We start from the raw sequence: 11,827 nt of genomic DNA on the forward strand, positions 1-11,827 counted from the left end.
GTTGCCCACGCCTATGGGGTATAGGAAGGGCATGGTCAAGTGTTGCGGGCCTGATGCGGCCTCTAGATCCGGAAGGAACCTATGGCGAAGGATACGGTACTGACGCCGAAGACGGTGACGAAGCCCAAGGTGGAGAAGCCACGGCTCTACAAGGTGCTTCTGCACAATGACGACTATACGCCACGCGAATTCGTGACGATCGTCTTGAAGGTCGTGTTCCGGATGAGCGAGGAGACCGGCTACCGCGTCATGATGACAGCGCACAAGTTTGGCTCGGCGGTGGTTGTCGTCTGCACGCGGGAGATCGCCGAGACGAAGGTGACGGAAGCAATGGACCTCGCCAAGGAGGCGGGCATGCCGCTTTTGTTCACGGCGGAACCGGAGGAGTGAGGCAGATGGCGAATGCACCTGCTCAGACCGATTGGGTCCTCGTGAGGCGGATGATGCAGACTGCCATCGACTTCTGCGAACAGGTCGAGACTGCGGGGTATCGCGAGACCGATCGTGATGCGACAGCGGCCGTCAATGGCCAGTCCGTCACCGTGCAGGACGTGTTGGCGAGCGCATGGACCTATTCGGAGACCATGCGCTACGCCATCATTCGTCAGCGTCATCAAGCCGATGACGATCTCGCCTATGTCCCAGAGACCGCCCGGATCCTGACGGCGATGGCCGCTGCCTGCGCTGAGCTCTGTGGCGCGAAGGCCGGCGCGGCCGAGGCGGCGGGTGTCGCTGGTATGCTCGCATGGTTCGAGACCCATGCGGGGGATACCCTGGAGTCCGCTATTGCCAAACGGCGCGCCGAGCGCTGAGGAGCGGTGCTCGTCAGAATGCCGTTTTTTCGGGAATCCGTGCGATGACCTTGATCTCGAAATCGAAGCCGGCGAGCCAGTTGACGCCGACCGCCGTCCAGTTCGGATAGGGCGGGGCGGGGAAGATTTCCGCCTTGACCTTCATGATGGTTGCGAACTGGTTTCCCGGGTCAGTGTGGAAACTTGTGACGTCCACGAGGTCGGCAAGTGAGCAGCCGGCGGCGGAGAGTGTCGCCTCGAGATTGGCAAAGGCGCGGCGGACCTGGGTCTCGAAGTCCGGTTCGGGTGTGCCGTCATCGCGGCTGCCGACCTGGCCGGAGACGAAGACGAGGTCGCCGGTGCGGATCGCGGCGGAATAGCCGTGCTCTTCGTAAAGGGCGTGGCGGTTTGCGGGGAAGACGGGTTCTGGCTTGGTCATGGGTTTCCTTTCGGGCATACGGCATCGTTCCGCCCGAGGGTGGGTCGGTGAAATGCCGCTTGGCTGCAGGCTGGAGATTTCATATACGTTGCGTATGTAGGTTTACTAGCATACGGATCGTATGTCAAATTCGCATACGCGGTGTATGTGAAGTCAGGAGAGTGGCGTGAAGCGCACACGATCGGAAGGCATGGCGGAAAATCGCGGCAAGCTGATCGCGGCTGCGCGCAAGGCCTTTGCGGAGAAGGGCTTTTCGGATGCCTCCATGGATGCGCTCACCGCAGAGGTTGGGCTGACACGCGGCGCGCTCTACCACAATTTCGGCGACAAGCGCGGGCTGTTCGCCGCCGTCGTCAACCAGATCGACAGCGAAATGGCCGAGCGCGCCAAGGGGCGTGCTGCTGCGGCCGGCGAGGGGTGGGATGCGCTTCTGGCCGAAGGGGCGGCCTATATCGAGATGGCGCTTGATCCGGAGGTGCAGCGCATCGTGCTGCTCGATGGGCCGGCGGTGCTGGGCGATCCCTCGTTATGGCCGAGCCAGAATTCCTGTCTTCAGGTGACCCGTCAGGCCGTCGAGGACCTGATGTCGGACGGGATCCTTAAGCCGGTCGACGCCGAAGCGGCCGCACGGCTGATCAGCGGGGCGGCGCTCAATGCCGCGATGTGGATCGCGGCGAGCGCGGAGCCGGAAAGCGTGCTGCCGCGGGCACAGGAGGCGTTTCGGGCACTGGTCGAAGGGTTGCTTGCAAGGCCTGTGCAGGCGGGCCAGTCCTAAGGCCGGAAACCAAATCATTACGTCTGCTGGCTAGACTTGCCCCATGACGCCCGACCCGCAGACACTCGCCGAAGCGGCCACCTGGCACTATGCCGTGGCGCTGGCTGTGCTCGCACTGATGGGCGCACTGGGGCATGTTTCGCGTGCCGTTTTCAACATCTTGCCGGACCGCCTGTCGGACCGGCCGATGATGGATCTCATGATCAGCGACGGCTACAGCTGGACCGACATGATCTTCAAGACCGAGTATGACGAAGCGGGCTATTACCGCCTCGACAGCCTGCACAATCTGCGGCTTTCGGTGTGCTGGGCCATGCTGAGCGGGTTAGTCGTGCTGCTGCTCGTCCCCGATGTCTCGAAGGTCATGGCCTACTGGATCGACTGGGGGCTCGCAGCACTCGTCGATCTCTTCTGGTACCGGCTCGAGACCTTCGAGTGGTGATCGCCTAGCGTTACTTGCCCTTGCTTGCCTTCACGCCGAGCGCCTCCGCTGAGATCCAGAACACCGCGTCTTCTTCTTCCGTCGTTTCGACCCAGAGGAAGTCGAGGTCGGGGAATTCGGCTTCCAGGATGTCGCGGCCGCGGCCGATTTCGCAGAGCATGCCGCCACCCGGGTTCAGGTGCTTGGGGGCCTCAGTGAGCAGCGTGCGGACGAGGTCGAGGCCGTCTTCGCCGCCGTCATGGGCCATGGCCGGTTCGGCGCGATATTCGGCCGGGAAGGCGTCCATCGCCTCGTGGTCGACATAGGGCGGGTTGGTGATGATCAGGTCGAACTTGCGGCCGGCGAGTGGCGTGAAGAGGTCGCCCTGGTGCAGCGTCAGCTGGTCTTCGAGGCCATAGGCCTGGCGGTTCTTCTCGGCGACCTCAAGCGCATCGGCGGAGAGGTCGACGGCGTCGACTGCAGCGAGCGGGAAGAAGCGCGTGGCGAGGATCGCGAGGCAACCGGAGCCGGTGCAGATGTCGACCACGCTTTCGACCGCGAAGGGATCGGGCAGGAAGGTTGAGCCGAACTCGCCGCCATATTCGTTGAAGAGGATCTCGCCGATATGCGAGCGCGGCACGATCACGCGCTCATCGACGAAGAAGCGCAGGCCCTGAATGTAGGAGCGGCCGGTGAGATAGGCAGACGGCTTGCGGGTCGTAACACGCGTCTCGATGCGATCGGCCAGCAGGCGGCGCTCTGTGGCTAAGAGCTTGGCGTCAAGGAAGGGGTCGAGCGTGTCGATCGGCAGGTCGAGGCTGTCGAGGATGAGGAAGGCGGCATCGTCGACGGCGGTGTGTGTGCCGTGGCCGTAGCTGAGTTCCGCGGCGTTGAAGCGGGAGATGGCATAACGCCAGTAGTCGCGCAGGGTGACGAGGTCGGTGGTGATGTCGTGGCACATGGCGGTCTTCCGGTCGTTTGCGCGGCTATCGGTTAAGGGCGGGGCAGGGCGCGCCCGTGAGGGAGTGGTCAGTCGCCCTTGGGGCCGAACATCTTCTTCAGCATTTCGGCCATGGGGCCGCTCTCAGGAAGCTTCTTCGGCTGGTTGAAGTTGCGGGCCTGATGGATATGGGACTGGGCGGGTTTCGGAGCCTTCGGGGCTTTCGCAGGCTTTTCGTCCTCGGTCTTGCCGCCGGTGGCCAGTGCCAGCTTGTTCATCAGCTGCGAAGCCTCGCCGCGCACCAGCATGTCGGCATTGTCGGCGAGCGCCTCGATCAGAGGATCGAGCCATTCGGCGTCCACCTTGGCGAAGTCGCCGAGGACGTGGTTGTGGACTTTTGCCTTGTCGCCGGGATGGCCGATGCCGAGGCGCAGGCGCCTATAGTTCAGGCCGCAATGGGCGTCGATCGACTTGATGCCGTTGTGGCCGCCATGGCCGCCGCCGGTCTTGATGCGGGCCTTGCCGGGCATGAGGTCGAGTTCGTCATAGATGGCGACGATGTCTTCGGGGCCGAGCTTGTAGAAGCGCATGGCTTCGCCGACGCTTTCGCCAGACAGGTTCATGAAGGTCTGCGGCTTGATCAGCATGACCTTCTCGCCGGCCAGCGTGCCTTCGGAGATCTCGGCCTTGAATTTCTTCGCCCATGGCGAGAAGGCGTGCCGACGCTGGATCGCGTCGACCGCCATGAAGCCGATATTGTGCCGGTTCTTCGCATAGTGCGCACCGGGATTGCCGAGGCCGGCCAGGATGATCATCGCCGAGGCTCCGTCTTGAATTCCTTTGCCTTTCCCCACAGCGAAACGGCGCGAAAGTCAAGGCTGATGTCGGCTCCGGTCAGGGTTTGGCGGCGACCTGACCGATATTCGAATAGCGCAGATTGTAGGTGTCGAAGATTTCGGCCTGGGTACCATCGGCGATCAGCTTGTCGAGCGCGCCCTGCATCCGGGCCAGCAGATCCTCAGGGAAGTTGACGTTGCAGGCGATGGCGAACTTCTGCTCGGAGAACACGAACTGGGCTTCGAGGTCGACGCCCTTCTCCTGCAGCTCGATGTAATGCTGCTCGGAAATCGGCATCAGGTCGATACGCTTGCTCTCCAGCTTCTTAAGTGTGAGCTTCAGGTCAGTGGCGAGGTCGATCTTCGGAAAGCCCTCGTTCTCCAGCAGGGTCTGGGTGTAGTCGTTGCGCTGGGTGCCGACGATGTGGCGCTTGGCCTCTTCGATGTTGGCGACCTTGATGCCGGAATTCTTGTGCGAGACCATGAAGTTGCGGCCAACCGCAATCGGCTCCACCCATTTGAAGCGCGTGTCCCGCTCCGGGATGTGGGCTGTGGTGAAGACGCAGTGCATCGGCTCGCTCTCGGCAAGCGCGATTGCGCGGGCCCAGGGCATCATTTCGATGGTGTAGCGGACGTCGATGTCCTTCATCATCAGAAGGACCTGGTCGTAACCGGCACCGCGGATTTCGCTTCCGACCCTGAAGTTGTAGGGCGGGTAATCTTCCGTGGTGAAATGGATGATGTCTGCGGCGGCGACCGGGGCCGCCGCAAGTGAAAGCATGATGGTAAAGACTTTCATTGCGGTTCCCTCTTTCTGATGATGTCAGCCTGCGGACACCTTTGGCAGGTTGGCTGGGGCGGACAGGGCGAGTTCGATCAGCTTCGGCAGCGGCTGCGGACGGGCGAAGTGGTAGCCCTGGCCATAGTCGACACCGAATTCTTCCAGAATGCGGCGCTGTTCATCCGTCTCGATGCCTTCGGCGACGACAGTGCATTCCATCTTGTGGGAGATGGCGGTGATGCCTTCGACGAGCATGCGGCTCTTGTGGCGGAGTTCGGGTTCATCCTCGGTCAGCGATCGGATGAAGGACTGGTCGATCTTCACGATGTCGACGGGGAAGCGGTTGAGATAGCTCAACGAAGAATAGCCCGTGCCGAAGTCGTCGAGCGCGAGACGATAGCCGTAGCGGCTGAACTCATCGAGGATGGTGCGGATCTGCGGATTGTCGTGCAGCAATGTCGCTTCGGTGATCTCGATGACGATCCGGCGCGGCGCGATGGCGAAATGGGCGGTGAGGGCTGCCAGCCGTACCGGCAGTGACGCATCGAACTGCAGCGGCGAGAAATTGACGGCGAGATAGGCCTCGTGGTTGCCGGTGGCCGCACTCAGGCGGGCCAGGTTGGAAAGTGCCTTCTCAAGCACATGGCCGCCAAGACGGCTGATCGCGCCGGTTTCCTCGGCGACGCCGATGATTTCTGCCGGTGGCACGACCCCGCGTTGCGGGTGGACGAGGCGCATCAATGCTTCATAGCCGACCGTCCGGCCACTCTCGATCTCGACGATCGGCTGGAAGAAGGCGTCGAACCAGTCTTCCTTCAGGCCTTCCTCGATGTCGTGTTCGATTTCGGCACGACGGCGGGTGTGATCCTGGATCTGCGGGTCATAGAGCTGCGCGCCGTTCTTGCCATCGCGCTTCTTGCTGTACATCGCCATGTCTGACTTCTGCAGCAGTTCGGCGGCATTGGCCGCGTGGCGCGGATAAAGTGCAATGCCGATGCTGGCGCTCAAGCGCACGGTCGAGCCCTCGATCGCCATGGGGTCGACGAAGATGTCGCAGAGGGCACGGCTGATGCCGGTCGCTGCGTCCTCGATCGCGAGACCGCGCAACAGAATGGCAAATTCGTCACCGCCCAGCCTTGCAGCGATCGCCCCCTTCGGAAGCTGTTCCTGCATGCGTTCCACGAAGCGGCACAGCACGAGGTCACCGGCCTGGTGGCCGAGATTGTCGTTGATCCACTTGAAGCGGTCGAGATCGACGAAGATGCAAGCGAGTTCCTCGCCTGCGGCATCCGTGGCGGCGATTTCGCTGTCGAGGGCTGTTTCAAAGCCCTTGCGATTGCGTAGGCCGGTCAGATGGTCGGTGATGGCCTGGCGATGGTTGCGCTCCTCTGACTGCTTGAGCGCCGTAACATCGGTCATGACTGACAAGGAGAGGTCCTCCTCGGCGCCTTCGATCTTGCGGCTGGCTTCGGCGATGAGTACATCCATCACGATGCCGTCGGCGCAGACGAACTGGGTCGTCGCTTCCAGCACGTCGGCGATCGAGCGCGTCTTCTTGCGCTCCAGATAGGCGGCGCGCGCTTCTGGCGGCACCAGTTCGATGAAGCGACGGCCGACGATCTGCTGGCGCTGGTAGCCGGTGGCGAGCAGCCAGTAGTCGCTGACGCCCGTGATGCGATCTTCTTCATCGAGGGAAAACAGCATCGCCGGCGTGGTATTGTAGATGTCGGTCGCACGGCGGTGGGCCAGCCGCAACTCGTCTTCTTCCTGCTCGAGCTTGATCTGCATGGCGTTGAAGCTGCGGGCGAGCCGGCCGATCTCGTCGTTGGACTGCCAGTCCACATGGTGACGGGAGCCGAGGCGGCGTGTCGCCTCTATCGCAGCGGTGAGCTTGAGCAGCGGCTTCATGACCATCAGACGGTTGCCGATGATGGCCGCGCCGACGACACCGAGGACTGCCAGCATGAAGATGCCGATCAGCATGACCTCTGCCTGGCGCAGCGAGGAGAAGATGTCGATCCGGCTATAATAGATGGTGATGGTGCCGACCAGCTTAGGGCCTTCGACCGCCTGATAGAAAATTTCCCGGGTAATCGATTCCAGACCGTTTTTCGGCCATTTCGGGAGTGCCGGCATGGAGACGGCAATGCCGCCCGAGACGTCCTTGACGTTGACGCGGCTGACAGGGCCGTTCGAGACGATGGTGGCGGTGATCTGTTCGACGCTTTCCTGGTCGAAGTCCCAGAGCGGCTTGGCGAGCGCCTGCGCATTTGCGGCGAGCAGGATGTCGAGGTTCTGCTGCAATTCGTCGGAGGCGCGTTCCGTCGCCAGCCACAGGAACAACGCGAAGAGCGGCACGACGAGGATAAAAATCGTCGTTCCCACGATCGCCAGGAAGCGGCTTTCCACCGAACGGGTCATCAACGGTCCGCCTCAAGCGGCGCGGGATGATGCGGCATGCTGCTCAATGCTCCCTCAGGCAATGATGAGAGGCGGAGCGTTTCACGAAATACTTTAAACTTGCCTAAAGACAAATGCTCGGATTCGAGTTTCTGCTACTCCTGCGCGAAAGCAACAAAAAAGCCCACCCCGCAAAGGGTGGGCTCTATTCATCAAATGGATCAGAAAGATCAGGCTTCAGCCGAACCTTCTTCATCTTCGGCAACGCCAGCCGCCGGAGCGACGATCGTTGCGATCGTGAAGTCGCGGTCGGCGATGACCGGAGTCACGCCCTTAGGCAGCTTGACTGCCGAAATATGGATCGCATCACCGACCTTCAGGCCGGCGAGGTCAACCGTGATCGCTTCCGGAATGTCGGAAGCCGGGCAGTGCAGTTCAACTTCGTGACGAACGATGTTGAGAACGGCACCGGTCTTGATGGCGGACTTCTCTTCGTTGATGAAGTGAACCGGAACCTGAACCGAAACCTGACTGTTTGCCGAGACGCGCAGGAAGTCGATATGCATCGTGAAGTCACGAACGACGTCGAGCTGGTAGTCCTTCGGCAGAACGCTGATCTTCTTGCCATCGAGATCGATGGTGGCAACCGTGGTCATGAAACCGCCGGCATGGATGCGCTTGGTGATCTCGTTCGTGTTGATCGAGATCGCAATCGGGGCCTGCTTGTCACCATAGATGACAGCCGGGATGAGACCGTTGCGGCGAAGTTCGCGGGAGGACCCCTTACCTACCCGTTCGCGTGCTACGGCCTTGAGCTCGTAAGAAGCGTGGCTCATGGCTTTACCTTTCAAAGTTACTGGAGAGCCCTGGCGACGCATATTGGTCATGCCAGAACCGGAGACCGTTGCCGGTCCCATCCACATTGCCTCCAAGGGTGTCTGTGCGGATCGGGCGCCTATAGACCAGATGCGGTGCAATAGCAAGGTTGTGCGGGAGAAACCGCGGCGTAACGCGCTTGTGATCGAGCTTCTGGCCAATCGGGCGTGAAAAAGAATCTGGTAACCATGCGCGGTGAGCCTTTAGAAATTGACCGTTGCTAGGTTTGGCCCTCAGTTTCAATTGGTTTTGCCCATGCTCGCCGTTCTATCCTGCATTGCCGTCGATCACGACCCGGTTTCACTGGTCGCCGCTGTTCTTGTCTGCGTGCTGGGATCGCTCCTGACAATGCGCCTTTTCAGCCGCGTCCGCAGTACGCGGGGTCCAGCGCGTGCGAGCTGGATTGCACTGACGTCCATCATCGGCGGTTCATCCATCTGGACGACGCATTTCGTTGCCATGATGGGCTACGAGGCGGATGCTCTTGCCGGCTACGAGCCGACCGCGACGCTACTATCGCTGGTTCTTGCCATCATGATCACCGGCGTCGGGCTCTTCATTGCCGCCGTGACAACGCGCAGCCTGCTCATCGAGGCCGGTGGAGCGATCCTCGGTGCCGGAATTGCATCGATGCATTATGTCGGCATGTCCGGCTATCAGGTTCAGGCGGATCTGCACTGGAACATGAACTACGTCTGGGCGTCTCTCGTGGCCGCAGGACTGTTCGGCGCTCTGGCCACCAATCGCGTGGCCCGGCCCGTCACGCGGTTCTGTCGTTACGGCGGTGGCGTCGCACTGGTGCTGGCAATTGCGTCGACGCACTTCATCGGCATGACAGCCTTGACCGTCGAGCCAAATTTTAGTGCCTCGTTGCCGGCAAACATGCTGCCTGAAAGCGTGATGACGGTCGTGCTGATCTTCGTCACGCTGCTGATCCTGGCGATCGGCGCGATGACCTATGTCATCGACCGGCAATCGAACCGCTCGGCGGTCGAGCGCTATCGGCAGCTGTCGCTGCATGACGCCCTGACCGGCTTGCCGAACCGCATGGCCTTCCTGGAGCGCCTCGGTCATCTGATGGATCGCCCGACAGCGCGCAATGATCGCATCTTCATCTTTTCCTTCGATCTCGACCGTTTCAAGGAGATCAATGACGTGCACGGCCATGCGGCTGGCGACCATGTGCTGCGCGTGGTTGCCGAGCGTATGTCGGCAAGCCTGAAGCCGGGCGAGTTCGTTGCCCGTATCGGCGGCGATGAGTTCATTGCAGTCAGTCCGCGGCTATTTACGTCCGGGGCTGCCGAGGCCTTTGCGCGGAGCATCATTTCCGAACTTGTTTCGCCGATTCAGTGGAAGGGAGTGACGCTTTCCGTCGGGACAAGTATCGGGGTTACGGCTTTTCCCGATGGCGCCGATGGCATCGATGATCTCATGGCGCAGGCAGATATTGCCATGTACCGCGCAAAGGCGGCCGGCTCGAACAATGTCTGCTTTTACGATAAGTCGATGGACCAGGCCGCTCGCGAGCGGAGCGCGCTTGCAATGGACATGCGGGCCGGCTTACTGCGCAACGAATTTAAACTCTATTTCCAGAAGCAGAACGACACGCAGACCGGCGAGGTTGTCGGCTTCGAGGTTCTGATGCGCTGGTCTCACCCGACACGCGGTATGGTTCCGCCGTCCGAATTCATCCCGATCGCGGAGCGGACCGGCTTTATCGGCGAGCTCGGGGACTGGGTGCTGCGTCGGGCCTGCCTGGAAGCCGTGCAGTGGCGCAATCCGCTCAAGATTGCCGTGAATGTCGCGCCGAAGCAGCTGGCCAATTCCGCGCTGCCTGAGCGGGTGCGTGAAATTCTCGATGAGTCGGGTCTCGATCCGGCGCGTCTCGAACTGGAGATCACCGAGTCCGGGATCATCGATGACCAGCAGCATGCACTGCATATCATCCGCCAGCTGAAAGCGATCGGCGTCAAGATTGCCATGGACGACTACGGCACGGGGTATTCGTCACTCTCGACGCTGCAACTCTTCCCGTTTGACAAGATCAAGATCGACCGGGGCTTCATCGACAGTGTCGTGGAGAACCGTCAGTCAGCCGCCATTGTCCGCTCGACGCTCATTCTGGCCCAGAGCCTCGACATTCCCGTGCTGGCCGAAGGCGTCGAGAATGCGGAGCATCTGCGCTTCCTCCAAGAGGAGGGGTGTCAGCAGGTTCAGGGCTTCCTGTATGGCAAACCGCAGCCGGTCTCGGAACTGCAGGATATCGTCAATCCCGCGCTGTCCCCGGTGCCGAGCGAGCAAGCTCTCAAGCCTGGCAGCGCTGCCGATATGGCGGCCTGAGCGCCCGAAGTAGACGCGTTTTGAAAGTGTCGCAGATTTGCGCCATTCCCGACGACGAAATGGTTCGTGATCATTTGCCGCTTGTATGAGCGATTGCCTCTGGAGCCGGAAAGAGCATACTGAGACCCGTGCTTTGGGAGGAGCCGATGCGTCAGGATCTCAGACATTCCGAACTCGTCTACTCGACGGCGCAGAAGGCATCGGCCGCTGTGACCTCGCCGGTTGCCGCCTCGTGGAGCCGTTGCCTCAACCTTTACCACCTGCAACCCGAAGAGGCGCGCAAGCCGGTCCTGGTCGACGAGGCGATGTTCCGTGAAGCGCGCGAGCGCATGGAAAGGCTGATCGGCAGCTCCGCCGACGAGGTAGACCGGCTCTATCAGCTGGTCGGAAAATCCGGCTGTTGCATCATTCTCGCCGACCAGAACGGCATCGTGGTCGACCGGCGTGGTGCGCCCGGTGACGATGTCGAGTTCCGGGCGCTGGGGCTGTGGCAGCAGACGCTGTGGAGCGAGGCGAGTGTCGGCACCAACGGCATCGGCACGGCGCTGGCCGACGAACGGGCCGTGGTGATCCACCGCGACCAGCATTTCATGAGCGCAAATATCGAGCTCTCCTGTGCGACGGCACCGATCCGCGACCATCTCGGTCGGCTGACTGCAGCACTCGATGTGTCCACCTGCCGCAACGATGTCTCCGACATGACGCTCGCGGTTCTGTCTCAGGCCGTGCGGGATGCCGCAGCCCGGGTCGAAAGCAATCTCTTCCGCCAGGCGTTTGCCGGCGCGCGCATCGTCATGGTGCCCCAGGCGAACTCCCTGTCCGCATTGATTGCGGTCGATGGGGACGACCTGATCCTCGGCGCGACCAAGGCGGCGCGTCTTGCCCTGAAGCTCGATGACGGGCTGATCGCGCAGGGACTTCCGGCTGCCGATGCGCTGCGCGAGACGCGCGGCGAAGCGACCAGCGACCTCGAGGATGCCGAACGGGCGGCTCTGCGCCGCGTGCTGTCTCGTGCCAATGGCAACGTCTCACAAGCAGCCCAGATGCTCGGCATCAGCCGCGCGACCCTGCATCGGAAGATGAAGCGCTTCCAGCTTCACTGACCGGCCGATAGGTGTCGCATTCCTGAAACACTGTGCGCTGCAGCACTGTTTCGCGCCACTATCTCCTGCACCGGAACGCAGCAATCATCCTGCCATCAGGACCCGAGGAGGGGTCCTTTCACAGG

Annotated in this window: 12 protein-coding genes; 6 read left to right on the top strand and 6 right to left on the bottom strand. The window is 61.6% G+C overall.

Annotated elements, in window-relative coordinates:
* Positions 1 to 81 precede the first annotated feature (81 nt).
* Together clpS and BW978_RS10135 are read left to right on the top strand one after the other, a co-directional pair.
* Positions 82 to 390 (top strand): ATP-dependent Clp protease adapter ClpS, encoded by a 309-nt coding sequence (clpS, locus tag BW978_RS10130; protein WP_006725606.1) that lies wholly within the window; start codon positions 82 to 84, stop codon positions 388 to 390.
* 5 nt (positions 391 to 395) lie between these two features.
* Positions 396 to 812: a hypothetical protein gene (locus tag BW978_RS10135; RefSeq protein ID WP_076394609.1), complete on the top strand. Its 417-nt coding sequence runs from the start codon at positions 396 to 398 to the stop codon at positions 810 to 812.
* Positions 813 to 825: 13 nt separating this feature from the next.
* Here the strand turns inward: BW978_RS10135 and BW978_RS10140 are convergent, their stop codons facing one another.
* Complete coding sequence (locus BW978_RS10140) at positions 826 to 1,230, bottom strand: RidA family protein (RefSeq protein ID WP_076394611.1); 405 nt, start codon at positions 1,228 to 1,230, stop codon at positions 826 to 828.
* Positions 1,231 to 1,396: 166 nt separating this feature from the next.
* On the opposite strand from BW978_RS10140, the gene BW978_RS10145 reads away from it, so the two are divergent.
* Positions 1,397 to 2,005, top strand: a complete 609-nt coding sequence (locus BW978_RS10145) for a TetR/AcrR family transcriptional regulator (RefSeq protein WP_076394613.1) — start codon at positions 1,397 to 1,399, stop codon at positions 2,003 to 2,005.
* Positions 2,006 to 2,048: 43 nt separating this feature from the next.
* A complete protein-coding gene (locus BW978_RS10150; protein ID WP_076394615.1) occupies positions 2,049 to 2,447 on the top strand; it encodes a hypothetical protein in 399 nt (132 codons plus the stop codon).
* A gap of 10 nt (positions 2,448 to 2,457) precedes the next feature.
* On the opposite strand, the gene prmB is transcribed toward BW978_RS10150, so the two are convergent.
* The 5 genes from prmB to BW978_RS10175 all read right to left on the bottom strand — a co-directional run bounded on the left by prmB (position 2,458) and on the right by BW978_RS10175 (position 8,219).
* Positions 2,458 to 3,387, bottom strand: coding sequence for a 50S ribosomal protein L3 N(5)-glutamine methyltransferase (prmB, locus tag BW978_RS10155; protein WP_076394617.1), 930 nt, complete (start codon positions 3,385 to 3,387; stop codon positions 2,458 to 2,460).
* A 68-nt stretch (positions 3,388 to 3,455) separates the two neighbouring features.
* On the bottom strand, positions 3,456 to 4,181 hold the full coding sequence (pth, locus tag BW978_RS10160) for an aminoacyl-tRNA hydrolase (RefSeq protein ID WP_076394619.1): 726 nt from the start codon (positions 4,179 to 4,181) through the stop codon (positions 3,456 to 3,458).
* Positions 4,182 to 4,260: 79 nt separating this feature from the next.
* Positions 4,261 to 5,001 (bottom strand): substrate-binding periplasmic protein, encoded by a 741-nt coding sequence (locus BW978_RS10165; RefSeq protein WP_076394621.1) that lies wholly within the window; start codon positions 4,999 to 5,001, stop codon positions 4,261 to 4,263.
* A 24-nt stretch (positions 5,002 to 5,025) separates the two neighbouring features.
* Positions 5,026 to 7,404 (bottom strand): EAL domain-containing protein, encoded by a 2,379-nt coding sequence (locus BW978_RS10170; RefSeq protein ID WP_076394623.1) that lies wholly within the window; start codon positions 7,402 to 7,404, stop codon positions 5,026 to 5,028.
* Between the two features lie 209 nt (positions 7,405 to 7,613).
* On the bottom strand, positions 7,614 to 8,219 hold the full coding sequence (locus BW978_RS10175) for a 50S ribosomal protein L25/general stress protein Ctc (RefSeq protein ID WP_076394625.1): 606 nt from the start codon (positions 8,217 to 8,219) through the stop codon (positions 7,614 to 7,616).
* A gap of 295 nt (positions 8,220 to 8,514) precedes the next feature.
* Here BW978_RS10175 and BW978_RS10180 point away from each other — a divergent pair, with 295 nt between their 5' ends.
* Positions 8,515 to 10,599, top strand: coding sequence for a putative bifunctional diguanylate cyclase/phosphodiesterase (locus tag BW978_RS10180; protein WP_076394627.1), 2,085 nt, complete (start codon positions 8,515 to 8,517; stop codon positions 10,597 to 10,599).
* A gap of 146 nt (positions 10,600 to 10,745) precedes the next feature.
* On the top strand, positions 10,746 to 11,702 hold the full coding sequence (locus BW978_RS10185; protein ID WP_076394629.1) for a helix-turn-helix domain-containing protein: 957 nt from the start codon (positions 10,746 to 10,748) through the stop codon (positions 11,700 to 11,702).
* Positions 11,703 to 11,827 lie beyond the last annotated feature (125 nt).

The organism is Rhizobium sp. RU33A, assembly GCF_900156055.1.
In the GTDB taxonomy this organism is placed as follows: Bacteria; Pseudomonadota; Alphaproteobacteria; order Rhizobiales; family Rhizobiaceae; genus Allorhizobium.

Excerpts from the sequence above, each read along its gene's own strand:
- clpS (WP_006725606.1), top strand. The coding sequence starts at position 82 with ATGGCGAAGGATACGGTACTGACGCCGAAGACGGTGACGAAGCCCAAG.
- BW978_RS10135 (WP_076394609.1), top strand. The coding sequence starts at position 396 with ATGGCGAATGCACCTGCTCAGACCGATTGGGTCCTCGTGAGGCGGATG.
- BW978_RS10140 (WP_076394611.1), bottom strand. The coding sequence starts at position 1,230 with ATGACCAAGCCAGAACCCGTCTTCCCCGCAAACCGCCACGCCCTTTAC.
- BW978_RS10150 (WP_076394615.1), top strand. The coding sequence starts at position 2,049 with ATGACGCCCGACCCGCAGACACTCGCCGAAGCGGCCACCTGGCACTAT.
- prmB (WP_076394617.1), bottom strand. The coding sequence starts at position 3,387 with ATGTGCCACGACATCACCACCGACCTCGTCACCCTGCGCGACTACTGG.
- pth (WP_076394619.1), bottom strand. The coding sequence starts at position 4,181 with ATGATCATCCTGGCCGGCCTCGGCAATCCCGGTGCGCACTATGCGAAG.
- BW978_RS10165 (WP_076394621.1), bottom strand. The coding sequence starts at position 5,001 with ATGAAAGTCTTTACCATCATGCTTTCACTTGCGGCGGCCCCGGTCGCC.
- BW978_RS10170 (WP_076394623.1), bottom strand. The coding sequence starts at position 7,404 with ATGACCCGTTCGGTGGAAAGCCGCTTCCTGGCGATCGTGGGAACGACG.
- BW978_RS10175 (WP_076394625.1), bottom strand. The coding sequence starts at position 8,219 with ATGAGCCACGCTTCTTACGAGCTCAAGGCCGTAGCACGCGAACGGGTA.
- BW978_RS10180 (WP_076394627.1), top strand. The coding sequence starts at position 8,515 with ATGCTCGCCGTTCTATCCTGCATTGCCGTCGATCACGACCCGGTTTCA.
- BW978_RS10185 (WP_076394629.1), top strand. The coding sequence starts at position 10,746 with ATGCGTCAGGATCTCAGACATTCCGAACTCGTCTACTCGACGGCGCAG.